Annotated in this window: 27 protein-coding genes; 16 read left to right on the top strand and 11 right to left on the bottom strand. The window is 65.4% G+C overall.

Annotated features, from left to right (window positions below; translation table 11 throughout):
- The first annotated feature begins 533 nt into the window (after positions 1 to 533).
- A complete protein-coding gene (locus MKK62_RS04800) occupies positions 534 to 1,169 on the top strand; it encodes a TetR/AcrR family transcriptional regulator (RefSeq protein WP_014710941.1) in 636 nt (211 codons plus the stop codon).
- A 58-nt stretch (positions 1,170 to 1,227) separates the two neighbouring features.
- On the opposite strand, the gene MKK62_RS04795 is transcribed toward MKK62_RS04800, so the two are convergent.
- On the bottom strand, positions 1,228 to 2,421 hold the full coding sequence (locus tag MKK62_RS04795; protein WP_014710942.1) for a cytochrome P450: 1,194 nt from the start codon (positions 2,419 to 2,421) through the stop codon (positions 1,228 to 1,230).
- Positions 2,422 to 2,504: 83 nt separating this feature from the next.
- On the opposite strand from MKK62_RS04795, the gene MKK62_RS04790 reads away from it, so the two are divergent.
- Positions 2,505 to 3,086, top strand: coding sequence for a TetR/AcrR family transcriptional regulator (locus tag MKK62_RS04790; protein ID WP_014710943.1), 582 nt, complete (start codon positions 2,505 to 2,507; stop codon positions 3,084 to 3,086).
- 57 nt (positions 3,087 to 3,143) lie between these two features.
- Here MKK62_RS04790 and MKK62_RS04785 read toward each other — a convergent pair whose 3' ends face one another.
- Entirely contained in the window at positions 3,144 to 3,455 is a 312-nt protein-coding gene (locus MKK62_RS04785) for a hypothetical protein (RefSeq protein ID WP_131806047.1), read from the bottom strand.
- Positions 3,456 to 3,514: 59 nt separating this feature from the next.
- Positions 3,515 to 4,690, bottom strand: a complete 1,176-nt coding sequence (locus tag MKK62_RS04780; RefSeq protein WP_240262119.1) for a rolling circle replication-associated protein — start codon at positions 4,688 to 4,690, stop codon at positions 3,515 to 3,517.
- Positions 4,691 to 5,428: 738 nt separating this feature from the next.
- Here MKK62_RS04780 and MKK62_RS04775 point away from each other — a divergent pair.
- The 3 genes from MKK62_RS04775 to MKK62_RS04765 all read left to right on the top strand — a co-directional run bounded on the left by MKK62_RS04775 (position 5,429) and on the right by MKK62_RS04765 (position 7,044).
- Complete coding sequence (locus tag MKK62_RS04775; protein ID WP_434085071.1) at positions 5,429 to 5,836, top strand: MarR family winged helix-turn-helix transcriptional regulator; 408 nt, start codon at positions 5,429 to 5,431, stop codon at positions 5,834 to 5,836.
- Between the two features lie 40 nt (positions 5,837 to 5,876).
- Positions 5,877 to 6,239: a nuclear transport factor 2 family protein gene (locus tag MKK62_RS04770; RefSeq protein ID WP_240262121.1), complete on the top strand. Its 363-nt coding sequence runs from the start codon at positions 5,877 to 5,879 to the stop codon at positions 6,237 to 6,239.
- A gap of 64 nt (positions 6,240 to 6,303) precedes the next feature.
- Positions 6,304 to 7,044 (top strand): SDR family NAD(P)-dependent oxidoreductase, encoded by a 741-nt coding sequence (locus MKK62_RS04765; protein WP_240262122.1) that lies wholly within the window; start codon positions 6,304 to 6,306, stop codon positions 7,042 to 7,044.
- Positions 7,045 to 7,074: 30 nt separating this feature from the next.
- Here the strand turns inward: MKK62_RS04765 and MKK62_RS04760 are convergent, their stop codons facing one another.
- Positions 7,075 to 8,301 carry a cytochrome P450 gene (locus tag MKK62_RS04760; RefSeq protein WP_240262123.1) on the bottom strand — a complete coding sequence of 409 codons (1,227 nt, stop codon included), beginning with the start codon at positions 8,299 to 8,301 and terminating at the stop codon, positions 7,075 to 7,077.
- Between the two features lie 103 nt (positions 8,302 to 8,404).
- Here MKK62_RS04760 and MKK62_RS04755 point away from each other — a divergent pair, with 103 nt between their 5' ends.
- The 3 genes from MKK62_RS04755 to MKK62_RS04745 all read left to right on the top strand — a co-directional run bounded on the left by MKK62_RS04755 (position 8,405) and on the right by MKK62_RS04745 (position 10,968).
- Positions 8,405 to 9,022 (top strand): M15 family metallopeptidase, encoded by a 618-nt coding sequence (locus MKK62_RS04755; RefSeq protein WP_350355757.1) that lies wholly within the window; start codon positions 8,405 to 8,407, stop codon positions 9,020 to 9,022.
- 86 nt (positions 9,023 to 9,108) lie between these two features.
- Complete coding sequence (locus tag MKK62_RS04750) at positions 9,109 to 9,921, top strand: methyltransferase domain-containing protein (RefSeq protein WP_240262124.1); 813 nt, start codon at positions 9,109 to 9,111, stop codon at positions 9,919 to 9,921.
- Positions 9,922 to 10,011: 90 nt separating this feature from the next.
- Positions 10,012 to 10,968, top strand: a complete 957-nt coding sequence (locus MKK62_RS04745) for an LLM class F420-dependent oxidoreductase (protein WP_240262125.1) — start codon at positions 10,012 to 10,014, stop codon at positions 10,966 to 10,968.
- Here MKK62_RS04745 and MKK62_RS04740 read toward each other — a convergent pair.
- Positions 10,965 to 11,852 carry a LysR family transcriptional regulator gene (locus MKK62_RS04740; protein WP_240262126.1) on the bottom strand — a complete coding sequence of 296 codons (888 nt, stop codon included), beginning with the start codon at positions 11,850 to 11,852 and terminating at the stop codon, positions 10,965 to 10,967. The two genes, MKK62_RS04745 and MKK62_RS04740, sit on opposite strands and share 4 nt — an antisense overlap.
- A 166-nt stretch (positions 11,853 to 12,018) precedes the next feature.
- Between MKK62_RS04740 and MKK62_RS04735 the strand changes: the two genes are divergently transcribed.
- Positions 12,019 to 12,918 carry an SDR family oxidoreductase gene (locus MKK62_RS04735; protein WP_240262127.1) on the top strand — a complete coding sequence of 300 codons (900 nt, stop codon included), beginning with the start codon at positions 12,019 to 12,021 and terminating at the stop codon, positions 12,916 to 12,918.
- A gap of 84 nt (positions 12,919 to 13,002) precedes the next feature.
- On the opposite strand, the gene MKK62_RS04730 is transcribed toward MKK62_RS04735, so the two are convergent.
- Together MKK62_RS04730 and MKK62_RS04725 are read right to left on the bottom strand one after the other, a co-directional pair.
- Positions 13,003 to 13,455 carry a TIGR03618 family F420-dependent PPOX class oxidoreductase gene (locus tag MKK62_RS04730; protein ID WP_240262128.1) on the bottom strand — a complete coding sequence of 151 codons (453 nt, stop codon included), beginning with the start codon at positions 13,453 to 13,455 and terminating at the stop codon, positions 13,003 to 13,005.
- Positions 13,456 to 13,492: 37 nt separating this feature from the next.
- Complete coding sequence (locus MKK62_RS04725; RefSeq protein ID WP_240262129.1) at positions 13,493 to 13,792, bottom strand: 2Fe-2S iron-sulfur cluster-binding protein; 300 nt, start codon at positions 13,790 to 13,792, stop codon at positions 13,493 to 13,495.
- A 72-nt stretch (positions 13,793 to 13,864) separates the two neighbouring features.
- On the opposite strand from MKK62_RS04725, the gene MKK62_RS04720 reads away from it, so the two are divergent.
- The 5 genes from MKK62_RS04720 (at position 13,865) to MKK62_RS04700 (ending at position 19,023) form a co-directional block, all read left to right on the top strand.
- Positions 13,865 to 15,268, top strand: coding sequence for a class I adenylate-forming enzyme family protein (locus tag MKK62_RS04720; RefSeq protein WP_240262130.1), 1,404 nt, complete (start codon positions 13,865 to 13,867; stop codon positions 15,266 to 15,268).
- Positions 15,246 to 16,151 carry an acyl-CoA dehydrogenase family protein gene (locus tag MKK62_RS04715; protein WP_240262131.1) on the top strand — a complete coding sequence of 302 codons (906 nt, stop codon included), beginning with the start codon at positions 15,246 to 15,248 and terminating at the stop codon, positions 16,149 to 16,151. Before MKK62_RS04720 ends, MKK62_RS04715 begins: the two co-directional genes overlap by 23 nt.
- Positions 16,138 to 17,226 (top strand): acyl-CoA dehydrogenase family protein, encoded by a 1,089-nt coding sequence (locus MKK62_RS04710; protein ID WP_240262132.1) that lies wholly within the window; start codon positions 16,138 to 16,140, stop codon positions 17,224 to 17,226. The genes MKK62_RS04715 and MKK62_RS04710 overlap by 14 nt, the downstream gene beginning before the upstream one ends.
- 1 nt (position 17,227) lies before the next feature.
- On the top strand, positions 17,228 to 17,995 hold the full coding sequence (locus tag MKK62_RS04705; protein WP_240262133.1) for an enoyl-CoA hydratase/isomerase family protein: 768 nt from the start codon (positions 17,228 to 17,230) through the stop codon (positions 17,993 to 17,995).
- Positions 17,996 to 18,180: 185 nt separating this feature from the next.
- The gene (locus MKK62_RS04700) at positions 18,181 to 19,023 is read left to right on the top strand and encodes an SDR family oxidoreductase (protein ID WP_240262134.1); all 843 of its coding nucleotides are present in this window, start codon (positions 18,181 to 18,183) and stop codon (positions 19,021 to 19,023) included.
- Between the two features lie 34 nt (positions 19,024 to 19,057).
- On the opposite strand, the gene budC is transcribed toward MKK62_RS04700, so the two are convergent.
- Together budC and MKK62_RS04690 are read right to left on the bottom strand one after the other, a co-directional pair.
- The gene (gene budC, locus MKK62_RS04695; RefSeq protein WP_240262135.1) at positions 19,058 to 19,861 is read right to left on the bottom strand and encodes a meso-2,3-butanediol dehydrogenase; all 804 of its coding nucleotides are present in this window, start codon (positions 19,859 to 19,861) and stop codon (positions 19,058 to 19,060) included.
- A 29-nt stretch (positions 19,862 to 19,890) separates the two neighbouring features.
- Entirely contained in the window at positions 19,891 to 20,982 is a 1,092-nt protein-coding gene (locus MKK62_RS04690) for an NADPH:quinone reductase (protein WP_240262136.1), read from the bottom strand.
- A gap of 60 nt (positions 20,983 to 21,042) precedes the next feature.
- Between MKK62_RS04690 and MKK62_RS04685 the strand changes: the two genes are divergently transcribed.
- On the top strand, positions 21,043 to 21,360 hold the full coding sequence (locus MKK62_RS04685) for a putative quinol monooxygenase (protein ID WP_240262137.1): 318 nt from the start codon (positions 21,043 to 21,045) through the stop codon (positions 21,358 to 21,360).
- On the opposite strand, the gene MKK62_RS04680 is transcribed toward MKK62_RS04685, so the two are convergent.
- Both MKK62_RS04680 and MKK62_RS04675 read right to left on the bottom strand, forming a co-directional pair.
- A complete protein-coding gene (locus MKK62_RS04680; protein ID WP_240262138.1) occupies positions 21,357 to 22,964 on the bottom strand; it encodes an FAD-dependent oxidoreductase in 1,608 nt (535 codons plus the stop codon). The genes MKK62_RS04685 and MKK62_RS04680 overlap by 4 nt on opposite strands.
- A 25-nt stretch (positions 22,965 to 22,989) precedes the next feature.
- Entirely contained in the window at positions 22,990 to 23,682 is a 693-nt protein-coding gene (locus MKK62_RS04675; protein ID WP_240262139.1) for an IclR family transcriptional regulator, read from the bottom strand.
- A 142-nt stretch (positions 23,683 to 23,824) separates the two neighbouring features.
- Here MKK62_RS04675 and MKK62_RS04670 point away from each other — a divergent pair, with 142 nt between their 5' ends.
- Complete coding sequence (locus MKK62_RS04670) at positions 23,825 to 24,688, top strand: alpha/beta fold hydrolase (RefSeq protein WP_240262140.1); 864 nt, start codon at positions 23,825 to 23,827, stop codon at positions 24,686 to 24,688.
- The last annotated feature ends 2 nt before the right edge of the window (positions 24,689 to 24,690 follow it).

Genomic DNA, 24,690 nt, shown 5'->3' with positions numbered 1-24,690 from the left:
AAGCCAGCCGGGAAGTTAGCCTGGTGGGATCGTCGTGCACGTGGTTGTACATTTCCCGGTTCATCAAATTGTCGTCCAGGTATGAGCAGTAGCGAGGCGGGTAATGCCGAGGACGAACGCGGTCTTGGTCCGGCGGCGTTCGGTGGATGTCACTGGTAATGGTGCGGCCGCTGAGCCTGAAACCGCGAGCCGCACTCATCCACACTTGGGTCCTGGTTAGCGCAAGCAGCGCATTCATCGCAGAACGCCATCCTCGGCGTGTGCGAGTCCCTGCCGCACAAGTTGGGAGGGTTCGTGGGATGGCCTCATGAACCGACATGCCAGCCGTGCATTGGTGGCCTTTTGGACCACGGGTTGTTCGAGCCGTTGCCTGATCACGAATCCCCCTACTACGCACAAACCCCTACGAATAACTGTACTATTGGTAGCGCTATGCTACCAACAGTAGCGTTAGTTGGGTAGTGGCTGGATCAATCGCCAATGCAGATGCGATTCGGTGCGGGCCAGGTATGCGTAGGGTTTACGGTGACCATATGGAGCGCGACGGTTTTGACATGCCGGTCGACGACGATGTCGATCCGCGCCTGGTGCGCTCCCGGACCCGGCTATTAGATGCAGCCACCAAACTCCTCAGCGCCGGCGGGATTGAAGCCGTCACCATAGACGCGGTCACCAAGGCCTCTAAAGTTGCGCGCACGACCCTCTATCGCCACTTCAGCAGCTCCACTCAACTACTGGCCGCCACATTTGAACGGCTGCTGCCGCAGGTTCACCTTCCGCCGGCGACGGGATCGTTGCGCGACCAACTCATCGAACTGTTGAGCCGACAGGCCACGCTGTTCCAGGAGGCGCCGCTGCACGTCACCACACTGGCTTGGGTCGCGCTTGGCCCAACATCAAACAGCACTCAGGAGACCTACGATCGGCACGCGCTGCGGACCCGGATCATCGAGCAGTATCGCCAGCCGTTCGATCTACTTTTGCAAAGCCCCGAAGCCTGCGCCGACCTCGATGAATTCGACCCCGAGCTGATCCTGTGCCAACTCGTGGGGCCGGTCGCCTTCGCGCGCCTCACCGGGCTGCGTGCCATCGATCGTCAAGACTGTGAGCGCATCGTCGATGACTTCCTCGCCGCGCACCGCCGCAAGGTCGACGAGCCCGCATCGTAGTGATCCCGCTCCGCGGGAATGGCGCCGCCCCAGCCGCTCTGCCTGACGCGCAGTTCGGCTAATTTGCCGACCACGAGATAGGCAAAGACATATAGCCCCGGATGAGGCCCGACCGCAGGCGCTGCGCGTTCTCTAGGTCGACTTCCCAGTTGGGCACTCGGGCCAGCAGGGCGCGCAACGCTATCCGGGCCTCCATCCGCGCTAATGACGCACCGAGACAGAAGTGGATACCTCGGCCGAACGCCACTTGATGTTCGGGTTTGCGCCCGATATCGAACACGTCGGGATCAGCAAACACTCGTTCGTCACGGTTAGCCGAGCCGAACAACAGCAGCACTGAATCACCGACGGACATCGTGACGCCATGCAGCGTGACGTCGCGGGTCAGAGTTCGTGAAAGTCCTTGCACCGGTGAGTCATACCGGAGGAGCTCCTCAACTGCGGGACCAAGCAAGTTGTCATCGGCGACTAGTCGTCGGCGAATGTCGGGATCGCTCGCAAGCACTACTGCGGCGTTGCTGAGCAGGTTCGAGGTGGTCTCATGGCCTGCGATGAGCAGCAACAGGCAAAAGCCAAGGAGGTCCTCGTCAGTAAGACGCTTTCCGTCGATCTCGGCGGACACCAAGGCCGACATCAAGTCGCCGCGCGGTTCGCGTCGACGCTCGGCGAGGAAGTCGGTGAAGTAGGCATAGACGGCCGCAGCCGCGGCCAGCCCCTCGCCCATCTCACCGCGCGCCGGATTGGACTGGACCATCGTGGTTGACCACTGCCGAAACTGTGCGCGGTCCTCGCGAGGAATGCCGAGCAAATCAGCGATCACCATGGCCGGCAGGACGGCGGCAAAGTCGGCGGCAAAGTCAACCGACCCTGCGCCCCGGTCAAGGCAATCTGATAAATCCTCCGCCAGGTCCTCAATCCCACTACTTAACGCCGCGATGCGCCGCGGGGTGAACGCCTTGCTTACCAACGCGCGCAGCTGATCGTGTCGCGGGGGATCCATCAAAATCATCATGGGCAAGAACGATGCGTGGAAATCTGAGCCCGGTGGAGTTGGAAATATGCCGTCCACGGATGAGTAGGTGTGATGGTCAAGCAGCGCGCTGACGACATCTTCGTGGCGACTGAAAACCCACGTGTTGGAATCGGCTGCGCGATACAGCGGGGCTTTGTCGCGCAGCTGCCGGTAGATGGGGTAGAGATCGTCCTGAATCGTCGCATCGAACGGGTCGTAGCGAAGTTGCACCGTCGTCATCTGAGCTCCTACCGCTGTGAATCTAATTATACGGCTGTCTAATCCAGTAGTTTAGACTGTAAGTCCAACCGAGAGGAGCGTCAATGCGCGAGGTTCCGCGAAAAATTGCCGACCGCCTGCCGCCGGCGGCGGCACTTTTCGCAGACCGCGGGCTCAACGACACCAAGATCGAAGACGTCGCCGCCACCACCGGCATCGCCAAGGCCACCCTTTACTACTACTTCGCCGGCAAAGAGGAAATACTCGCCTTCCTCCTCGAAGACGTCCTACAGCAAGTCGCGCACGAGGTCGCCGCAGTCGTGGAGGCAGAAGGCTCCGCCGCTCAGCGCCTGCACGCAGTCATCAGTGCCCAGCTGCGCGTGATGGCACAGAGACCCGCCGTCTGCCGCGCTCTCATCGGGGAACTGGGCCGCGCCGCCCGCATGCCCGTCATCGCCGACATGATCAGCGCCGCATACTTCGCACCCGTCGAGACGTTACTTCGCGCTGGCGCCGGCGACGGCTCACTCGTGACCCTCGACAACCCAGCAGTTGCCGCGATCGCGCTATTCGGTGCCGTCACGACCAGCGCACTGACCTACCTAGTGCTTGACGATGCGCTCGACGAAGATCGAATTGCCAGAACAATTCACGACCTCGTTTTTGTCGGTTTACGACCGCGCTAGCCGTCCCCCGCACCGCGTGGACGGTAGTGCGCAGCTGAGCATGGCCCGCGACTCGGACTATCCGGAGCATCCAGGCGACGCGGGGTCGTCGGAGTGAGCTACAGACAGCGCGTGACGCAGCGGATGAAGTACGGCTGGCCCACCCGTATGCACCGCCAGCCGCAGCTGCTCAATGACTGTGTGCACCTGACGTCGCTCTTCAGTGTCGGAAAGTCCGAATTCATAAAGCTCCCAACGATATTTATGATCCTCCAGCCGCAGGAGTAGCTCGTTGATCACGTTGTCCAGGTCCATCTGCTCAGCGGCCAATTCCTGATGATTCCTCGGCCGCTCACCATCCGGCAGGCGCGGCGACAGTTCGATGGTCACGTGCTAAGCGTATGTAGCCGGTTGCTGCAATGCGACGGTCAGAGGTGAATTGCGTTAGATCACTTACGGCCCGCGAGTTGTTCGTCGCGCACCGCCTTCGCCCGATCCGCCGATAACGCTGCCGCGAGCTGGGATGCGAACGCTGGTCCGTCGTTCACAAGGGCGTAGCCACCCGCGAAGCCGCCTTGGCGGCAGAGAAGTCGCCTCCGACAGACGTTGCGGTGGCGTACTTTGCCAGTCTTGGAGTTTGTTCGTTGAACTGCGACGCGGGTCATTCGCGGAACGAGTGCGGTGGGGAAGCAGTGGGTGCAATCGCTATGAATGGCCTGTGAGCGAGACCACCGACGGATGATCCTTCGGGCCGTCAGGTATGCGTCCTGGGCGATCTCAACGACTGCGGTTGCTCGTTCCAACCCGTGGACCCCCCAAAAGCGACCCGGTCCGCGGCCCGGCCGCCGCCAGGCCTCCGGAACGATGTGCTGGTATTCCTTGTCGCCCAATCTATTCGGTGATGAGTGCTTCGTGAAGTAGATCGCCAAGCGTTTGGGGTCGCAAGCACGCAATCCGTTGAGGCTGTCGATAGCCGTACCGGCGCGCAAGTGGCGTGTGCGTTGTTCAGGGTCGGGATGGGCGACGACTTCCGCCCATTCCTGCGACAACCATTCGCTGAACCTACGGCCTGATCGACCGACGGTATACGGGGGAGCCATCCATAGGTGAATGTGTGGTGCGCCGCGGCGTTGAAATTCCATCTTCCAGATGTAGCGCGCTGGTTCACCCCATTCGCGCTGAAATCGTTTGCGCCACAGCATCATATGTCGCTTTACGCTGGCTCCATCGGGTGCGACCGATTCCCAGTCGCCGGGGTAGGTCAGCGTGACCATCGCGGGTACCCGTCCGCTTTCCACCATCGGCGTGTAGTCCAGCTCGGCGAAGGTGCGGCACATCGCCGCACGCGACTTGCGGGACCATTCGGTGATCGCACGGCCCGACGGGTCAGGCACATCACGACCGGCCTTTATGCGGTCTACCTCGCCCGCTACGTCCTGCATGTGCTGGCCCACGGTCCGCTCAGATGCCTTCTCCGCGCGAACGGGATTGGTCCAGCCGAGACGGACGACGCCCGGGCCGATCGTGATCCGGAATCGCCCGCACTCAGGTTCGACATCCAGCCGGTCCCGTCCATGCGCCCATGGTTCGGCCGGTTCGAACAGCGCCGCTGCCGAGGCCACCATGTTGGGCCTCGGGAACCGCAGCCCCAAGGCATCCGAGGCCGACAGTTCCGCATCAACAATGCCGTCGACGGTGTCGCGGACACTTTTGGCGCATATAACAAGCCCGTTGGTCCCAGCCGGAACACGGTCTACGCCGCTCCCGCCGTCCGACCGACCGCTACCGCTCTCGCGCCCTGCGGCCTTGCCGGCCTCGGGCACTCGCGGTCTACCGGCGTCCGCCGCTCCGTCCGTGTTCCGGCTGGCCGTTCGGGTTGTGTCCGGCCGAAGGGTGAGTCGCTCCGCAATCGAGCTCGTTGAATGCGCGCTCGACCTCGTGATGCCGGGCATCGGGTACCTGCTCCCCGGGAGCCCCCAGCGCGCATCACTGAGTGACGGGCGATGAAGGGTCCCTTGTCGGGAGTGCTGTCACCGTGTCCGGTCTGTGTCCGATCGCCGGACGAGCAGCCTGCGTCAGACGCGCTCAGCGCGGCGTATTTGACGTATGGGAGTCATTAAACCGCAGGCCAGCGGCCGTTCCATCCACCTGAAAAGCGGAAGGTCGCCGGTTCGATCCCGGCCCTGGCCACCACTTCCACCTGGATTGACGTACTCGCTTCGCCGATTCTCATCGGCCCACCAAACCGACCCATCCCGCGGGCCGTCGTCATACTGACAAACGTGACGCCGAAAAAAGTGGGGGACACATCACCCAAGCGGGGATGGCTGACGCCGAAACAGCAGCGCGCCTGGGCGGCCTATATGCGGGTGCAGCTACGAATGAATTACGAGATGAACCGTCAGCTGCAGGCCGATTCGGGTTTGTCGCTGTCCGACTACGACGTGCTGGTGGCGCTCAGCGGCGTTGACGATGAGGGCTTGCGCGTCGGCGACCTGGCCGCGCAGATCGGCTGGGAACGTAGCAGGCTGTCACATCAGTTGCGGCGCATGGAAGAACGCGGTCTCACCGCCCGCCGTCCCGGCACGCAGGACGGGCGCACGACCAACGTCGTGCTCACCGCGAGGGGGCGGCAGGCGATCGTCGACGCCGCGCCTGGGCATGTCGACCTGGTGCGCAGCCTGTTCTTCGACCCGCTGCCTGAGAATCTGCTCCCGTCCTTCACGGCAGCGCTAGAGCACCTTCAGGTCAACCTTGATCACAACAGCTAGAGTTTAGGTGAGTTATCACCTAAAAATCAGGAGCAGCACCATGAACGACGTCATCACCCGCCTGATGGAAGCCAATCTGTTGGGCGTATTTGACGAACGGGACCCGGACCGGCGCGCCGCTGCGATCGCCGTGACCTACGCGGATGACGTGGAGTGGATAGACGACGAAGGCACCGCGACCGGGCATGACGAGCTGAACGCCAAGGCGGCTGACCTGCAGGAAAAGCTGCCGGGCATGCACTTCGTCAAGGCCGGCCCGGTGCGTCAGACCCGCGGCCTGGGTTTCCTCGCTTGGGAGGTCCGGACCCCCGACGACGTCACAGTGGCGTCCGGCTTTGACGTCGCCGAGATAGCCGACGAACGCATCACGCGGATGTGGACGGTGCTGAACGCACCGGAATAGGTGATCTATCACTTAAGTTGTAGTGGTCGAACCAAGACGAACAGACACAAGATCGGAGCCGACCATGGGACAGCTCGACGGCAAAACAGCATTGGTCACCGGAGGTACTTCAGGCATCGGCTTGGCGACCGCGAAGCGGCTGGCCGACGAAGGCGCGTACGTCTTCATCACCGGTCGCGATCGCACTCGTCTAGACGAAGCGGCGGAGTCGATCGGCGCTCACGGTGTGCAGAGCGACATCAGCAAGCCCGAAGAACTGGATAGCCTCGCCGCCGAAATCACCAAGCACGGCAAGGGGCTTGACGTTCTTTTCGCAAACGCTGGTGGCGGCGATTTCGCCACCCTCGCCGATGTGACGCCACAGCACTACCGGGACAACTTCGACCGCAACGTGGCAGGCACCGTGTTCACGGTGCAGAAGGCTTTGCCGTTGCTCAACGACGGCGCTTCTGTGGTGTTGGCAGGATCGACCGCCGCCTCTGAAGGCGTCCCGTCATTCGGGTTGTACGCCGCATCCAAGGCCGCCATCCGCTCGCTTGGCCGGACCTGGGCTGCCGAGCTGGCCGACCGCAAAATCCGGGTCAACACCATCGTTCCCGGCCCCATCGAGACGCCGGGGCTCACCGGCCTGGCACCCGCCGATCAGAAACAGGAGCTGCTGGACGGCATGGCCGCGCAGGTTCCTATGAAGAGGGTGGGCCGTCCCGAGGAGATTGCCTCCGCGGTGCTGTTCCTCGCCTCGGATCAGAGCAGCTTCATGACCGGGGCGGAGTTGGCCGTAGACGGCGGGCAGACACAGCTCTGAGTAGTCGGCCCTGGCGGCCAGTACCCAGAACTAGTCGAACTCGATGGGCAGACTTCGCGGCCCGCTCAGGCTCACGATCGGCTTCCAGGGCACCGGCCCGACGATTCGCGGGTTATGCAGCCGAGACGTCAGCAGCGTCAGTGCCTCGGCGATCTCCCGCCTGGCCAGGTTCGCGCCCAGGCAGTAGTGCGCGCCGCCGCCGAAGGTCAGGATCGCCGGAGCCCCCTCCCGGGTGATGTCGACGCGATCTGGATCGTCGTAAACGCTCGGATCACGGTTGGCGGCAAAGGTATTCAGCAGCACCATCGACCCGGCCGGGAAGACGAAGCCGTCGAGCTCGGCGTCCTCTGCGACCAGCCGCAGCGCCCCGCTCGCGACGGGCGAATGGCGCATGGTCTCCTCGACTGCCTGCATGGCCAGGTCGGGGTTGCCGCGCAACAGGTCCCACTGGCCGGGATGCTCGCAGAGCACCTGCACCGACGCGGCGACCTGATTGCGGGTGGTGTCGGTGCCCGCCAGCAGCAGGCCGCCGGCCAGCATCTGCAATTCGGCGGCGTCGAGTCGCCCCTCGTCGTCCTCGGCATGGATCAGGTCGGAGATCAGATCGTCGGACAGGCTGTATCGGCGCTCGGCGATCATGTCGTCGACGTACGCGTCGAGCTCACCCCACGCCGTCATCACACCGTCCTGAAGCGCCCCGATGTCGGCGGTGAAGCTGAACGCCTGAAAGATCGTGTCGGCCCAGGCCGCGAACCGCTGCCAATCCTCCGGTGGTGCGCCGAGTAGCGCGCAGATGATCGGGACGGGATAGGGGCGCGCGATGTCGGCTACCACGTCGCAGCGGCCCCGGCCCGCGACGTTGTCGACTAGGCCTTGCATCACCGCGACCATGGTGTCGTGCAGGCGAGCTACCGTCCGTGGCGTGAACGCCTTCGAGCACAAACCGCGTAGCCGGCGATGCGCGTCGCCCTCCAGGCACAGCAGGCTGTTGACCACCTTGTCCCACAACGGGCCCGACGTGACACCGTGTGCCTGCAGCACGATTCCCTGCGGCACCTCAAACCTCTTGTCCCGCAACACGGCTCGGACCATCTTGTAGGAGAGGATTTCCGGGCCGAACGGGCCGATCGCGACGGGCGCCTGTTCCTGGGCTTCGCGCAAGCGCGGATATACCTGGGTCGGGTTCTCGTCCGCGCTGTAGTCCAGCGTCGGCAGATCAGCATCGGAGAGCGTGCGCGCGGCGGAACTGACGGTCATGACGGTCTCCTTTGACGCGTCCGACGAATGCCTGCAGCATAAATCCCCCGGGCATACTCGAGCCATGTTTCGGTTCCTGGGCGCATTTCTGCTGTTCGCCTCGATGTGCACCGCGGTGTCGGCCGCCGACGTGCCACCGGTGAGTCCGCAAGCCCGGGCGGCCGGACTCGTCGACGTGCGCACCGTCGTCCCGAACGCGCTGATCGACCTGCGTTACGCGACCCCGAACAACTTCACCCGCACCCAGCTGTATCCGGCCAACGCGCGCTGCCTGGTCCATGAATCCATGGCGCCCGGTCTCGCGTCGGCCGCCAAAGTGCTGGCGTCGCAGGGCCACGTTCTCGTGTTCTGGGACTGCTATCGACCACACGACGTGCAGGTCAAGATGTTCGACATCGTTCCCAACCCGGCCTGGGTGGCCAAACCCGGCAACTTCGCCAAGAGTCACGAAGCGGGGCGGTCGGTGGACGTGACGCTCGCAGACCAGCCGCAGCAGTGCCCGCGCTGCCTGGTCGACATGGGCACCGATTTCGACGACTTCTCCCCGCACGCAACGGCGTTCGCGACCGATGGGGTCAGCCCCGCCCAGCAGACGAATCGGACGAGGCTCCGCGATGCCATGAGTGCGGGCGGGCTGTCGGTGTACTCGGGTGAGTGGTGGCACTTCGACGGCCCCGGCTCCGGGACCCAGCGGCCCATTCTCGATGTTCCCGTGAACTAGCGTCTCACAATTTGAGAAATACGTTTCGTATTATGAAACGCACGCTTAGGCTCGGGACCGAAACACGATCCGCGAGGAGCTCCGTCATGACCGATGAACGCCAGGCCGTCTACACCCACGGGCATCACGAATCGGTACTGCGGAGCCATCGCGTTCGCACGGCGGAAAACTCGGCGGCCTATCTGCTGCCGCATCTGCGGCAAGGGATGTCCGTGCTCGACGTCGGCTGCGGCCCGGGCACGATCACCGTCGATCTCGCGGCCCGGATTGCGCCGGGCTGGGTGACCGCGGTCGAAATGACCGACGATGCACTGAGTTTGGCTCGCGCCGAGGCGCAGCGACAAGACCGGCCGAACATCGAGTTCGTCACCTCGGACGTCCACGCCTTGGTCTTCCCCGACGACACCTTCGACGTCGTCCACGCTCATCAGGTGCTGCAGCACGTCGCCGACCCGGTGCAAGCGCTGCGCGAGATGCGTCGGGTGTGCAAGCCCGGTGGCGTGGTCGCCGCCCGCGACGCCGATTACGCGGGATTCACCTGGTATCCGCTACTGCCTGGACTCGATCGCTGGATGACGCTGTACTCCGCAGCCGCGCGCGCCAACGGCGGGGAACCGGATGCGGGCCGGCGACTGCTGTCGTGGGCGCAGCACGCTGGATTCGACGACATCACCCCGACTGGCGGTTTGTGGTGCTTCGCCACGCCGGAGACGCGCGACTGGTGGGGTGGAATGTGGGCGGACCGCATTGTCGAGTCCGCGCTGGCGCGGCAGTTGGTCGACACCGGGTTGGCCACCTCCGCCGAGTTGGCGGACATCGCTGCGGCCTGGCGGCAGTGGGCGACCGCGCCCGATGGCTGGATCGGTATCCCGCACGGCGAGATTCTCTGCCGCGTCTGACGCATCGCCGCTGATCAGCAGCGTGGTATTGGCATTCTCTTTTTTGGCAAGTACGTTATCTTCGACGGATAACGACACTTTGGAGGAGCCGTGCGTCTCGGAGTAATGATCGGCGCCGAGCGTGGGGATTCCGCGCGCAAGGTTTCTCGGCTGCTCGCCGACATCGAGTGGGCTGAGAACGCGGGCATGGACACCGCATGGATCCCGCAGGTGCCCAACGACTTCGACGCGCTGCTGGCCGTCGCGCTGATGGGTACCCGCACCACCCGCATCGAGCTCGGCACCGCGGTCGTCCCGCTACAGGCGCAGCACCCGGTCGCGCTGGCGCGCCAAGCGTTGTCGACGCATGCCTCGACGGGAGGACGGCTGGCGCTGGGCGTCGGGCCGTCGCACCACTGGATCATCCAAGACATGCTGGGACTGCCCTACGAAAAGCCCGCCGCCTACACCCGCGACTACCTCGAGGTGTTGCGGGCGGCTTTCGCCGGCCCCGGTCAGATCGACGTCGAGAACGAGCACTTCACCGTGCACAACCCGAACGATCTCGCCCCGGTCGCGCCGTTGCCGGTGTTCGTCGCGGCACTCGGTCCGGTGATGTTGGCGCTGGCCGGCGAGCACGCCGACGGCACCGTGCTCTGGATGGCCGACGAGCGTGCCGTCGCCAACCATGTGGTGCCGCGGATCACCAAGGCCGCCGCCAACGCGGGCCGCCCGGCACCGCGAATCGTCGCGGGGATTCCGGTATGCCTGTGTGCCACAAACGAAATTGATGCGGCCAAGGAGCGGGCCAACCGGATTCTGGGCGAGGCCGAGGTGTCGCCGAACTATCAGCGGCTCCTGGATTACGGCGACGCCCGCGACGTCGGCGACATCTGCGCGGCCGGCGACGAGGACGCCATCCTGGCGCGGATGCGTCGATTCGCCGACGCCGGTGTGACCGACCTGTCGGTGCGGTTGCTGCCGATCGGCGACAACCGCGAAGAGCTGATCGCCTCGAAACGGCGTACCCGCGAGATGATTTCGGAGTTAGGCGCCCAACTTCGCTAAGGCGCGGTGAGGTGCTGCCCGGCGAGCTTGCGGAAGGACGCCACCAGCCGACTGTGGTCGTCGGCCCGGCACGCCACTACGACATGGCATGGCTCCACGCCTTCGAGCGGAATTGTCGTCAGGTCTGGGCGCAGGGCGCTGATATGCGAACCCGCGGAAATCGCCACCGCTTGACCGGCCGCGATCACCTCGAACTTGTCCTCGATCGCCTCGATGAACGGGCCGTCGGGGGCGCGTCGCCCATCCGGACGAGGATCGATGCGCCAGAACGCATTCCACACGGGGTCCGAACCGCGAACTTGCGGCATCGGCTCGTCGGCGATGTCATCGATTGTGATCGACTCCTTGCCGGCCAGCCGGTGTTCACGCGACACGACCAGCACCCGTGGCTCGTCGTAGAGGATCGTGACGTGCAACCGGTCGGTCGGAAACGGCAACCGCGTCACCACGGCGTCCACCCGATGATCGAGCAAGGATTGGCGCGCCACGGTCCAGTCCAGGTGCACCGCCTTCACCTCGGCGTCGGGGTGTTGCCGCCGCATTTCACGGACCGCCGGCGTGACGATCATCCCCGTCGTGTAACCGACCGTGATCCGGCTCGGTTGCGCCGCGGCTCGGGTCTGCGCCGCCGCCCGGTTCGCGGACCGCAGCAGAGCCTTAGCCGACGGCAGAAAAGCCTCGCCGGCGTCGGTGAGTCGGGTGCCCTGTGGAGTGCGGTCGAGTAGACGGGCACCCAGTTGCTGCTCTAGACGCCGGATTTGCCGACTCAGTGACGGTTGCGCGACACGCAGCGCGGTGGCCGCGCGACCGAAATGGCGATGCTCGGCGACCACGACGAAATAGCGCACCAACCGGAGGTCGAGATCGGCTGACGTGTCGTCCATACCCGGAGCGTAACCGCCGCAACGGCATCAGGGCCCAAGGAAAGGCAGCCCGACATGCGGTGATGCCTGATCGGTATTGAGCCATTCGAAACAAGTCTTGGACGCATCCGATGCCGCGGACGCAGGGTGGTGTCACCGCTTCAACGTCGTATTCAGGGAGATCAACATGCGAGTTTTCGTCACCGGCGCAACGGGTCACATCGGGTCGGCGGTCGTGCCGGAATTGCTGCAGGCCGGGCATCAGGTCGTCGGGCTGTCCCGCTCGGACCAGGGCGCTGCCGCGCTGGCGGCCCAGGGCGCCGACGTATACCGCGGTGATCTCGACGACCTCGACGGTCTGCGTGAAGCCGCGGCCGCCTCGGACGGCGTGATCCACCTGGCCTTCAAACACAACTTCGACGACTTCCTCGGCTCGGTCGAGTCGGACCGGCAGGCCGTCGAGGCGATCGGCGAAGCATTGATCGGATCAGGCAAGCCGTTCGTCAGCACGGGGGGGACGCTGATGGTGGCGTTCGTCGAGGGGCGCCTCGCGACCGAGAACGACACGCTGCCGGCCGGTCCGAGAATTGACGCGGAGAACGCCGTGATCGCGTTGGCGGACAAGGGAGTTCGATCGTCCGTTATCCGGCTGGCTCCACTGGTGCACAGCGACCTGGACCACCACGGCTTCACCCACCACATCATCGACAGCGCCCGCAAAGCCGGTGTCTCCGCCTACATCGGCGACGGCGCCAACCGCTGGCCCGCCGTGCACACACTCGACGCGGCACGAATGTACCGGCTGGCACTGGAATCCGCGCCCGCGGGCACCAGGCTGCACGGTGTCGCCGACGAAGGTGTGCCGTTCCGTGACATCGCCGAGGTCATCGGCCGCAAACTGGATCTGCCGGTCAGAAGCATCACCGCCGAGCAGGGGCCGGATCACTTCGGATTTCTGGCGATGTTCGCCTCGCTGGACAACGCGACGTCCAACGAGCTGACCCAGAAGGTGCTCGACTGGCACCCGGAACACGTCGGGTTGCTCGCCGACATCGAGGCCGGCCACTACTTCGAGAGCGCCCGTTGACTCTGCGTCGAGGGCGCTGACCACTCGCATTTTCACGCCATGGGCGCAGAGTCAACGAGGAGGGCCTTAAGCGCCGACGCTCGTCTAGTCGCGGGACGGGTTCGAGTACACGCGATTCGGTGAGATCAAAACCGCGGTCCGACGCTGTTCGCGCATCACCCGGTCGTAGGTATCCCAGTCGTCATGGGTGCCTCCGGCCGCGGTAAAGATCTCGCGAAGCAGCACCCGCAGCCGCTCGTCGTCCACGTCCGGGTGCGGATCGTCGGGACCGATCAATTGCGCGGTGCCTTCGACGGTGGCCCACTGCCAACCGGACCGGGCCGTGACAGTGGTGCGCGGATCGGTCCGGAGGTGGTCGAGCTTGCGGGCGCCCCCGATGGCGACGAGGGCGACCACCGGCTCGTCGGTCAGTGGATGGGGGAGCACCCCGGCGTTGACGACGGACGATTGCGCACTGCCGTCGCGACGCAGCGTGGTGAAGACGACGAGGCCTTGATCGGCCGCGGCCAGTTTCTCGAAAGCGGGAAGGTCGGTCATGTGTGCTTCAGCCCACAACGGCCGCGATCCATTCCCCTTATTCGTACTCGACGGTGATCGATGCGGTGTCCGGCACGGCCTGGCAGGTCAGGATGTAGCCCTCGGCGATCTCGTCGTCCTCGAGCACGTCATTCGTGCGCATGGTGGCCTCGCCGTCGATCAGCTTGGCCATGCAAGTCCCGCAGTTGCCGGCTTCACAGCTGAACGGGGGTGACAGGCCGGCTCGTCGCGCGCTTTCCAACAGCGTCTCTCCCGGCACTCGCGGCACCGACACCTTCTTGCGATCGAGCCGGATGTTCACCGTGCCGATCGAGTCGACGTCACCGGCCACCGTCATCCCCACACCTTCCACACTTTGCGTTCTTCGCTTAAGAGAATACTATTCTCCCAAAACGATAGGATCGTCTCAATGTCTCCGACGGCGCTGGTCTTCGAGGAGCGGCAGTTCACGTTGCCGCAGCTCGAGGCGTTGGCCGACGGTCTTGCCATCAGACTGCGTCAGCGTGGCGTGCGGGCCGGCCAGCGGGTCGCATTGATGAGCTCCAACCGTCCCGAGTTCGTCGTCGCCCTGTACGCCATCTGGCGGTTGGCCGCCACCGTCGTACTGATCAGCCCCGCCTGGAAACGGCACGAGGTCCAGCACGCGCTGGCGTTGACCAATCCGTCGCACGGCGTCGGCGACCACGAGGTGCTCGCTGATCTGATGCCGATGCTGCACCTCGACGAGCCGATCACCCCCGGCGATCCCACGCCGGGCTCGGCACCCCCGAAGGGTGCCGATGCCATGCTGGCGTTCAGTTCCGGCACTACGGGTCTGCCGAAAGCGGTTCGGCACACTCATCATTCGTTGCAGACCGCGGTGGGGCACTGGCGCGACGCGATGGGCTTGACCGCTGCCGACCGCATCCAGATCGTCACTCCGCCGTCGCACATTCTCGGTCTGTTGAACATCGTGACCGCGTTACAGACCGGGGTGTGGATGCGCCTGCATCGCCGATTCGACATCGACCGGATGCTGCAGCACATCAACGACGACCGGATTACCGTCGAAATGGCCGTCGCTCCAATCGCTTTAGCCATCGCGCAGCATGCCCGACTCGAATCCTATGACCTGTCGTCGTTGCGGTTCATCATGTGGGGCGCGACGCCGGTCAGCGGCAGCGTCGCCGAGACGGTCACTCGTCGCACCGGAGTCGGGTGGGTGCCGGCCTATGGCACCACGGAACTGCCGGTGATCGCCTGCAATCCACGCGACGGGGCCCGGCTCGACACCGTCGGCCGTCCCATCCCGGGAGTCCAGGTGCGAGTGACGTCGCAGCAGACCGGTGAGCCGCTCCACGTCGGCGAAGTTGGAGAGATTCAGGCGAAGGCTCAATCGCTGATGGCTGGCTACCTGCCCGATGAGGCGACCCGAGAAGTGTTGTGCGACGGCTGGTATCGGACCGGCGACATCGGCTATCTGGATGACGACGGATGGTTGCGCATCACCGACCGATCCAAAGAGATGATCAAGGTCCGCGGATTCCAGGTCGCGCCCGCCGAGGTGGAGACCGTCCTACACGAACACCCCGCTGTCGAGGACTGCGCGGTGTTCGGTGTCCCCGATGGTGCCGACGGCGAACTGGTGGTAGCCGCAATCGCCACGCGTGAGCCGGTCGACGCCGCCGAGCTGACGGCCCGGGTCGGGGAGCGCTTGGCGTCCTACAAGCGTGTGAGTCGCGTGGTGTTCGTGCCCGAAATACCTCGGCTGCCTTCGGGAAAGGTGCTGCGCCGAGTCCTCAAGGAGCGCTATGGATGTACGTCTGACAGCTGAGCAACGGCAATTGCGCGACGCGTCGGCAAAACTCGCCGACGATCTCGGACCGGGGTCTGTGCAGGACCTCGGCGACGCCGACCGAATCGCGCGCCTGGACAAGCAAATTCAGATCACCGGGTGGCGTTCACTGCGTTCCGACGAAGCGTCGGCGGTCGAAGTCGCCATCGTCGCGGAGGAATTCGGCCGGGGGCTGGTCGACGCGCCGTTCCTCGGGCCGGTGCTGGCCGACGACCTCGCGCGCCGAGTCGGCGACGACGCCTCCGGGTCGACCATCGCCGTCGGCGGTCGTGCGATCGATGCGCGCGGGTACCGCCGCGCTTTGCGGCTGGATGGCACGGCCGTGTCGGCCGTCGACGTGGGTGCAAACCTCGATGCCGTCGACCTGACGCGGGCCACCGCTGAGATTTCCGAAAACTTCACGGCTGTCGGCGATCTGGCCTCTGAAGATGCGCAGCGCTGGTTGGCGCTGGCACTGGCGACCATTTCGGCCGACCTGGTCGGCGCTTCCCGCGGTGCGCACACCTTGGCGGTCGAATACGCGAAAATCCGCGAGCAGTATGGCAAGACGATCGGCTCGTATCAGGCCATCGCCCACCTGCTCGCGGAAAGCCTGGCCCTGATCGAAGGATCGATCAGCATCGCTCGCCACGCGGCCTGGGCGGTCGACGAACTGGAGCCGGCGGAGGCGATCCGTGCCGGACGGTTTGCCAAGGTGTACTGCGCGCGTGCGGCACGGACTGTCTGCGAGACCGCGATCCAGGTGCACGGCGGCATCGGCAATACCTGGGAATGCCTCGCGCACGTCTTCCTGCGTCGCGTGCTCACCTCCACTCAACTGTGGCCCGTCAAGCTGGAGGAGATCAGCGTTGGACTTCCGTGACTCGACCGACGAAGCGGCGTTTCGCGACCGGTTGCGTATTTGGCTTTCCCAGCACGCCAAGGAGTTTCCCACTTCGGGAGACGAATACTGGGCCCGCCAGGGCGAATGGCACCGCGCGCTGTATGAGGGCGGCTTCTTCGGGCTGTCCTGGCCGCGTGAATACGGGGGGCAGGAATTGCCGCCGGTATACGACGTCATCCTCGACGAGGAGCTGGCCCGCGCCGAGGCGCCCGCCCGCCCGAGCCTCGGCTACCTGGTAGCCGGTCTGACCCGGCACGCCAGCAAGGAACTGTGCGCGCGCTTCCTGCCCGGCATGATCAACGGCACCGAACGGTGGTGTCAGGGGTTCAGCGAACCCGGTTCCGGGTCGGACCTCGCGTCGCTGACCACCACCGCCGTCCGGCAGGGCGATCACTACGTGGTCAACGGGCACAAAATCTGGACCAGCTACTCCGACGTCGCCGACTGGTGTCTGCTCCTGGCGCGCACCGACCCCGAGCCCAAACGGCACCGCGGCATCTCGGCCTTCATCATCCCGATGAAACAGCCTGGCGTGCAACAACGTCCGCTACAGATGATCAGCGGAGTGACCAAAGAGTTCGGGCAGGTGCTGTTCGACGGCGCCACGGTTCCGGTCGAGAACATGGTCGGCGAACCCGGCGACGGCTGGCCGTTGGCCATGACCGTCGTCGGCCACGAGCGGGAGCCTTCGACGTTGGGTTTCGCGGCACGCTACGGCAAGCTGGTGCGCCAGATGGCCGCGCGTAACGGCGATACACCCAACGAGGAACTCGCGTGGGCCGCAGTACAAACGGAGATGCTGACCCACCACGTGCGGCGACGGCTCTCCGAGCAACTCGACGGGGTAACCCACACCTCGGACGGGTCGCTGGACAAGCTGTTGATGACGTGGGTCGAACAATCCGTCGGCCATGCCGCGCTGGCGGTGTCGGGCACCGACGACCCGAATCTGCTGGAGGCGTACTTCTACAGCCGCGCGCAAAGCGTCATGGGCGGCACATCGCAGATTCAGAAAAACATCATCGCGTCCCGAATCTTGAAGCTAGGAGTCTGACTTGTACGACATGCCAAAGGAAATCGACGTCCAGGCCGACGGTCCGCTGCGGATCATCACCCTGAACCGGCCGGAGTCGCTCAACTCCGTCAACGACGATCTGCACCACGGGCTGGCCAAGTTGTGGCAGCGGCTCAGCGACGACCTGACCGCTCGCGCCGCCGTGATAACCGGTGCCGGACGGGCTTTTTCGGCTGGCGGCGACTTCGGGTACCTGGAAGAGCTGGCCAACGACGCCGACCTGCGCGCCAAGACCATCATCGACGGGCGCGAGATCGTCCTTGGCATGGCGCGCTGCCGGATCCCGGTTGTCGCCGCGGTGAACGGCCCAGCCGTCGGGCTGGGCTGCAGCCTCGTCGCGCTCAGTGACATCGTCTACATCGCCGAAGACGCCTACTTGGCCGACCCGCACGTGCAAGTAGGACTGGTCGCCGCCGACGGCGGGCCGCTGACCTGGCCGCTGCACATCAGCCTGCTCCTGGCGAAGGAGTACGCGCTGACCGGTGCCCGGATCACCGCCGCGAAGGCCGTCGAACTGGGCCTGGCCAACCACGCGGTGGCCGACCCCCTCGGTGAGGCGATCAAGGCCGCAAAGAAGATCCTCGAACTGCCGCAGCAGGCCGTCGAAAGCACCAAACGCGTCCTCAACATCCACCTCGAGAAAGCAGTGCTCGCCACTATCGACTACGCGCTGACCGCGGAGAGCCAGTCGATGCAGACCGAGGACTTCCGGGCCATCGTCGCGAAGTTCAACGCCAACAAGAATTAGCCGTCGTGCCGGGGCGTCCGACGTGCCCACCTTCGAGCGACAGGAAAACGGGTTGTCGCTCAAAGGTGGGCAGATCGGTGGGCGCCGCCGCTGGCGACGTCTGTGGCAGATACTCTCGCTAAGCGAGAATATTGTTCTCATATCGTCTCAGTTGCCTGCCGCCAGTTCCCGAAACGGAGGAAACCGTGAACAACGACGTTCTGATCGTCATCGGAGTGGGCGGCATGGGCGTCTCGGTGGCCCGACGCTGCGGGGCGGGCCGAGCCATCGTGCTGGCCGACATCAACGCCGCGGGTCTCGAGGCGACGGCCGCGGCGCTCACCGAAGACGGCCACTATGTGGTGACGCAGGAGGTCGACGTCACGTCCCGTGAGTCGCTGGCCGCGGTCGCTGAAACGGCGTCGAAGGCCGGGCGGGTCTCCAAGGTCGTGCACACGGCGGGCCTGTCTCCGCAGCAAGCCTCCACCGAGGCGGTGCTAGCCGTCGACCTGCTGGGCGTCGCGCTGAGCATCGACGAATTCGGCAAGGTGATCGAGCCCGGCGGCGCGGGCGTCGTCATCGCCAGCATGGCCGGCCACATGATGCCCCCGCCTGATCCGGAGGTGGCGCGACAGCTGGCCACCCTGCCCGCCGAGGAACTGCTCGGCATCGATGCGTGCGCCAGCATCACCAGTAGCCAGATGGCTTATCCGTTCGCCAAGCGCGCCAACCAGATTCGAGTGGCCGCCGCGGCCGGGACCTGGGGTCAGCGCGGCGCACGGATCAACTCGATCAGCCCTGGAGTCATCTCGACGGCGATGGGACGGCTGGAGCTCGACAGCGAGTCGGGCACGTTAATGCGGGCGATGGTCGACAACTCCGGGCTGCGGCGCTACGGCACGCCCGAAGACATCGCGGGCGCCGTCGAGTTCCTGCTCGGTCCGTCCGCTTCGTTCATCACCGGCACCGATCTGCTCGTCGACGGCGGCGTGATCGGCGCGATCAGCACCGGCACCATCGATTTGGCTCAGTCCCTCGCCGAGCGTTGAGGCTCAAGCGTGGCGGTCGTGACGGACGGTCTCGTCAGCTCGGTGCGGCGGCCTTGGGGAGGCGCGCTTGACCGCTGGATGCGGTTACGCCGCCGTCGACGGCCACGATCTGGCCGGTGATGTAGGCCGCGGCGTCGCTGGCCAGGAAAAGCACTGCCGGGGCGATGTCCTCGGGACGTCCGAGTCGTCCCAGGGCGGTACGGCCGGAGAACAGGGCATTCAACGTCGGATCCTCGGTGAGCAGCGCGGTCGGGGCGGTCGCGGTCAGGCCCGGTGCGACGGCATTGATGCGTACGCCGCGTTCGCCCCAATCCAGCGCTAACGCGCGCACGAAGTTCGAGACCGCGCCCTTGGTGGCGTTGTACGCGGACTGGTCCCAGTCGCCTCCAAGCCCGGAAATGCTGGAGATCGCGACGAATGCGCCGTTCGTGCGTGACAGGACTGGCAGCGCATGCTTGGCGAGGTAGAAGAACCCGTCGATGTTGGTGGCGCGCATCGCGACCCAATCCTCGTCGGGCAGCTCGTCGATCTGCCCCATGGTATATCCGGCGGCGTTGCTCACCACCACGTCGAGGCGGCCGAACTGGGCCACTGCGGTGTCGACGAGTCCACGAACCTGCTCGGGGTCAGACATGTCGGTCGTCACGGCGAAGGCACGGCCTTCGGGTAGACCAGCGACGGCCTCGTCGAGAACCTCCCGCCGACGCCCGGTGATGAGGACCGTGGCGCCCGCATCGGTGAACGCTCGCGCTATTGCCAACCCGATACCGGTACCGCCGCCGGTGATCAGCACGGCGGCATCAGTGAAGTCAAAGGTCAGCGTTCCAGCCCTCATCATCTGCTTCTCCTCGCATTTTGGTGTCGTGGTTATTCGCCGACCCGGATGAGAACTTTGCCCGTTACCCCGGCTTCGACGGCGTCGTGCGCGGCCGCGGTGTTCTCCAGGTCGAAGAAGTGCAGCGGCAGGCCGGCGTCCTCGCCCACGCCCAGGGCGCCGTCGGCGGCCGCAGCCGTGATGTCCTCGGCGGCGTGGCGCAGTGCTTCGTCGCCGACGGTGTAGAGGATCAAGAACTGGTAGCGCGCGTTGACCATCATGTTGGGCCGGATGTCGAGTGTGAAGCTGTCGCCGCCGTTGTTGGCGTAGATCGCGATCGACGCCCGGTTGTTGGCGACCGCGGCGTCGAGTTCGGCGTTCTGCGCAGGCGCGACCTCGACGATGATGTCGACGCCGCCGTGAGCGATGTCCCGGATGGCCGTCGCGGCGTGCTCGGTCTTGTAGTTGACGACGTGGTGCGCGCCGGCGGCGGTCGCCAGCGCGGCTTTCTCCGGGCTGCTGACCGTGGTGATCACCTTTGCTCCCGCCCAGCGGGCGAGCTGGATGGCGGCGTGGCCGACGGCTCCGGCGCCGCCGGCGATCAGGACCGTGGCGCCGTCGAGGGAGCCGGGGGCCAGCCGCGCCGGCCAGTCCTCCGCGACGGTCAGCGCGCGGTGGGCGGTCATCGCAGGCACACCGAGGCTGGCGCCGACCTCGAAGCCGGCGCGGTCGGGCAGTGGCACGACGTTGGTGGTGGGCAGCACCACGTACTCCTGGGCGGTGCCACCGGGACGTTGGTGCTGGGCCATAAAGACCCACACCCGGTCACCCACGGCGAGCCCCGCGACGTCCGGGCCGATCGCGTCAACCACGCCGGCGCCGTCCTGGTTGGGCACCAGCTCGGGGAACTCGAGCTGGTGACCGGACGTCGCGCCGCTGCGGCGCTTCCAGTCGGTCGGGTTGACGCCGGACAGCGCGACGCGCACCCGCACCTCACCGGCACCCGGTTCGGCGATGTCGCGGTCGGTCAGTTGCAGGACGGAGCTGTCGCCCGTTCGGGAGTACGTGATCGCTTTCACGTCACCGGCCAACGCTGGACGGCCCGCACCGTATTCCGACTTTGGGCCACCCGGATGGAATGACATTCGGTCTTACCGTGTTCCGGCCAGCGGGTTGCGAACCCGTCGATCCAGAGGAGGAAATCCATGCCGACGTTCACCGTCTTCGGGTCCGTGAAGTTCGTCCCGGGCTCCCGCGAACAATTGCTCGCTCTGCTCGACGCCCATCGCGCCCGCAGCCTCGAGGAGCCAGGCACGTTGCAATTCGAGATCCTGGTGCCCCGTGATCAAACGAACGTGCTCTACATGTACGAGGTGTACGCCGACGAGCAAGCTTTTGCAGCCCGCGTGAACGGGGCGTCCCTTGCACGCATCACCGAGGAGACCGCCGGAATCATCACCGAACTCATCGCCAACAGCGTGACCGCCATCGACATGGCGAGCCTAGCGGCGGGACCGGGCTAGTCGACGGACTTTCCGGTCGCGGCGGCATATCCGGCGCGGTAGCCGAAAACCATTGCCGGACCGATGGTTCCGCCAGCTCCGCCGTAGGCTCGGCCGGTCACGCCGCCCATCGCGTTTCCCGCGGCGAACAGCCCAGGGATCGACCCGCCGCTGACATGCAGGACGCGCCCGTCGCGGTCGGTGCGCGGTCCGCCTTTGGTGCCCATCGCGCCTACCGACACTGGAACGGCGTAGAACGGCGCGGTGTCCACCGGGCCGAGAGTCTTACCGGCGAGTGTCGTGGCGTGCTCGTCGCCCCAGTACCCGTCGTAAGCGCTTGAGCCACGGCCGAAGTCGGGGTCGACCCCCTCGCCGACATTGTGGTTCCAGGCGCCGATGGTGCGGTTCAGCCCGTCGAGTGCGATCCCGGTCTTGGCGGACAACTCATTCAGATCCGCGGATTCGCAGAACCAGTCCGGGACCGGGCCGTCGGGGTCCACGCCCAAAAACCCGTAGCGCTTGAGGTGCTGGGAGTCGAAAACCATCCAGGCCGGGTCGTTGACGTAGCCGTCGCGCGGGTCCAGGTAGTGGAACGCGCCGGCCATCGAGTTGTAGTCACACGCCTCGTTGACGAATCGTCGGCCGAGCCGGTTGACGATGATGCTGCGTGGCCGCGTGCGCTCGAGTCGCACGCTGCGGCTGCGTTGATGGCCGTCGATCGTGTCGCCCGGGATCTGGACGATCGGCACCCACCAGGCCTCGCCCATGTTGGCCAAGTCGGCGCCGTGCGCCATCGCCATGCGCAGCCCGTCGCCGGTGTTGTTGGGTGGCGACACGGAGCCGTGCATCGGGCCACGCAGAAAAGCGTTGACCAGAGCCGGATTCCACTCGAATCCGCCGGTGCCAAGGATGACGCCGGTGCGGGCCTGCACGGTCAACGGGCCGCCTTCCGTGGCGATCCGCACGCCGATTATTCGCCCGTTTTCGGCGATGAGTTCCTCGGCGCGGGCACTGGTCTGCGGCGTGACGCCCGCGTCGAGCAAACCTTTGAGCAGCCCGGCGATCAGTGCGGTGCCCGCCACGCACAGGTCGGCATTCGGGTCGCCGCCGGCGTACAGCCGGGCCCGGGTCTCGGCGTCGAACCCGACGTTCGACCAGTCCTGTGGGAACGCGGTGATCCGGTCGCTCCACTCGCCGAGTTGATTGAGGTCGAAGGGGGCGGCGCTCAACGACCGCCCGCCCCCGGGCTGCCCGCCGGGTAGCTCCGGCTTGTAATCGGGGAATCCGGCCGCGATTTCGAAGCGCAGGCTGCTGTGGGCCTCGATGAAGTCGAGCATCGCGGGACCGGTCCGGACGAACGTCTCAACCAGCGCATCGTCCATCGAGCCGAGCGACTGGGCGCGCAGGTAGCTGAGCGCATCCTCGATCGACAGTTCGCCATCGGGGGAGCGGTTGTGCGCCGGAATCCACACCACGCCACCAGAAACGGCGGTGGTGCCACCGACCGTCGCGGCCTTCTCGTAGACCGCCACCGATGCGCCGCTGGCGGCGGCGGTCAGCGCAGCGGCGAGTGCGGCGCCTCCGCTACCCAGCACGACGACGTCGACTTCCTGATCCCAAGGCATAGGTTGTTCAGTTCCTTTCGATCGGTCAGCCGAGGACCGCCGACAATTCCTTGGCTGCCCTGACGACTGCGTCCTTGCCGCTCATCACGACGTCCTCCCGATGGGAGATCAGGTTGATGCATGCCGGCGACGACCACAGGTCACGGTGTACCGGCACCGCCAAACCGTAAGTGTTGGGCTCGATCTCGCCGTGAGTGATCACCCAGCCTTGAGCGCGGGCACTGGCCACCAGATCGCGTTCGTCGGGCCTCGGCGGCAGGCTGGCCAGCAACGCGATACCCGCCGCACCGCGATCCAACGGATAACGGCTGCCTTCATGGAACGCCAGCTGGTAGGGCACTTGCGTCGGCACGATCACCGCGACAGCGACCTGTTGATCGCCCTCGGCCACGAGCAGCGAGACTGTTGTTCCCAGATCGTCGGCCAGCGCCCGCAGGATCGGCACGCTCAACTGACGCATGTTGCGGTCGAACGACGCACCAAGCACCGCCAGGCCGGCCGCCGGTCGGTAGCGGCCGTCTTCGCCTTTGGCGACAAACCGGAATTGAGTCAGCGTGGCGAGCAGGCGATAGGCGATCGTGCGATGCACGCCGATGCCGTCGGCGACCTGCTGCACGGTCATACCCGCGGGCGCATCGGCGACCAGTTGCAACGCGGTCAACCCGCGGGCCAGGGTCTGCGACCCGGGAGCGGTGGATGTTCTCGGTGTCTCGCCCATCTCAGTTCGCCACGATCCTGCTTGACAGACATCTCACCGAGAGTGATGCTCTATATATAGTGCACATTAGTGTGCGATTTTAGCACACTACATTGACGCGATACGAGAACCACATTTCCGCCGATCGGCAAGAGAGGAACCGGTGGCCGAGCACGAAAGCGTGTGGAGTGACCTGCAAGGTGTCCCGTTCGCACAGGGCTATCTGAACGCCGCCGGCGTACGAACGCGTTATCTGCACGCGGGTGACGACAGCAAGCCGCCACTGATCCTGCTGCACGGCTCTGGCGGCCATGCCGAGGCCTACGTCCGCAACCTCGAGGCGCATGCCGAGCACTTCTCGACGTGGTCGATCGACATGCTGGGTCACGGGTACACCGACAAACCCGGTCACCCGTTGGAGATTCACCACTATGTCGACCACTTGTTCGCGTTTATGGACGCGATCGGCGTCGAGCGTGCGCATCTGTCGGGGGAATCCCTTGGCGGCTGGGTGGTTTCGCGTGCCGCGGCCGATCATCCCGGCAAGGTCGACCGTCTGGTGCTCAACACCGCCGGCGGGTCGCAGGCCGACCCGGAAGTGATGAAGCGGATCATCACGCTCTCGATGGCGGCAGCCGAGAACCCGAGTTGGGAGACCGTGCAGGCGCGCATCAAATGGCTGATGGCCGACAAGACAAAGGATTACGACGACCTGGTGGCGAGCCGCCAGCGGGTGTACCGTCAACCGGGTTTCGTGAACGCGATGCGCGACATCATGGCGCTGCAGGATCCCGAGATCCGCGCACGTAACCTAATGAGCGCCGACGACTACGGCGCAATCACCGCGCCCACTTTGGTGCTGTGGACCAGTGACGACCCCACCGCCGACGTCACCGAGGGTCGCCGCATCGCGTCGATGATTCCCGGCGCCCGGTTCGAGGTGATGTCGGGCTGCGGCCACTGGCCTCAATACGAAGACACCAAGACTTTCGACCGTCTGCACATCGACTTCCTGCTGGGCCGCTGACG

The sequence above is a fragment of the Mycobacterium paraterrae genome (genome assembly GCF_022430545.2).
GTDB classification, from domain to species: domain Bacteria; phylum Actinomycetota; class Actinomycetes; order Mycobacteriales; family Mycobacteriaceae; genus Mycobacterium; species Mycobacterium paraterrae.
This window is presented reverse-complemented; position numbering and strand designations above follow the sequence as displayed.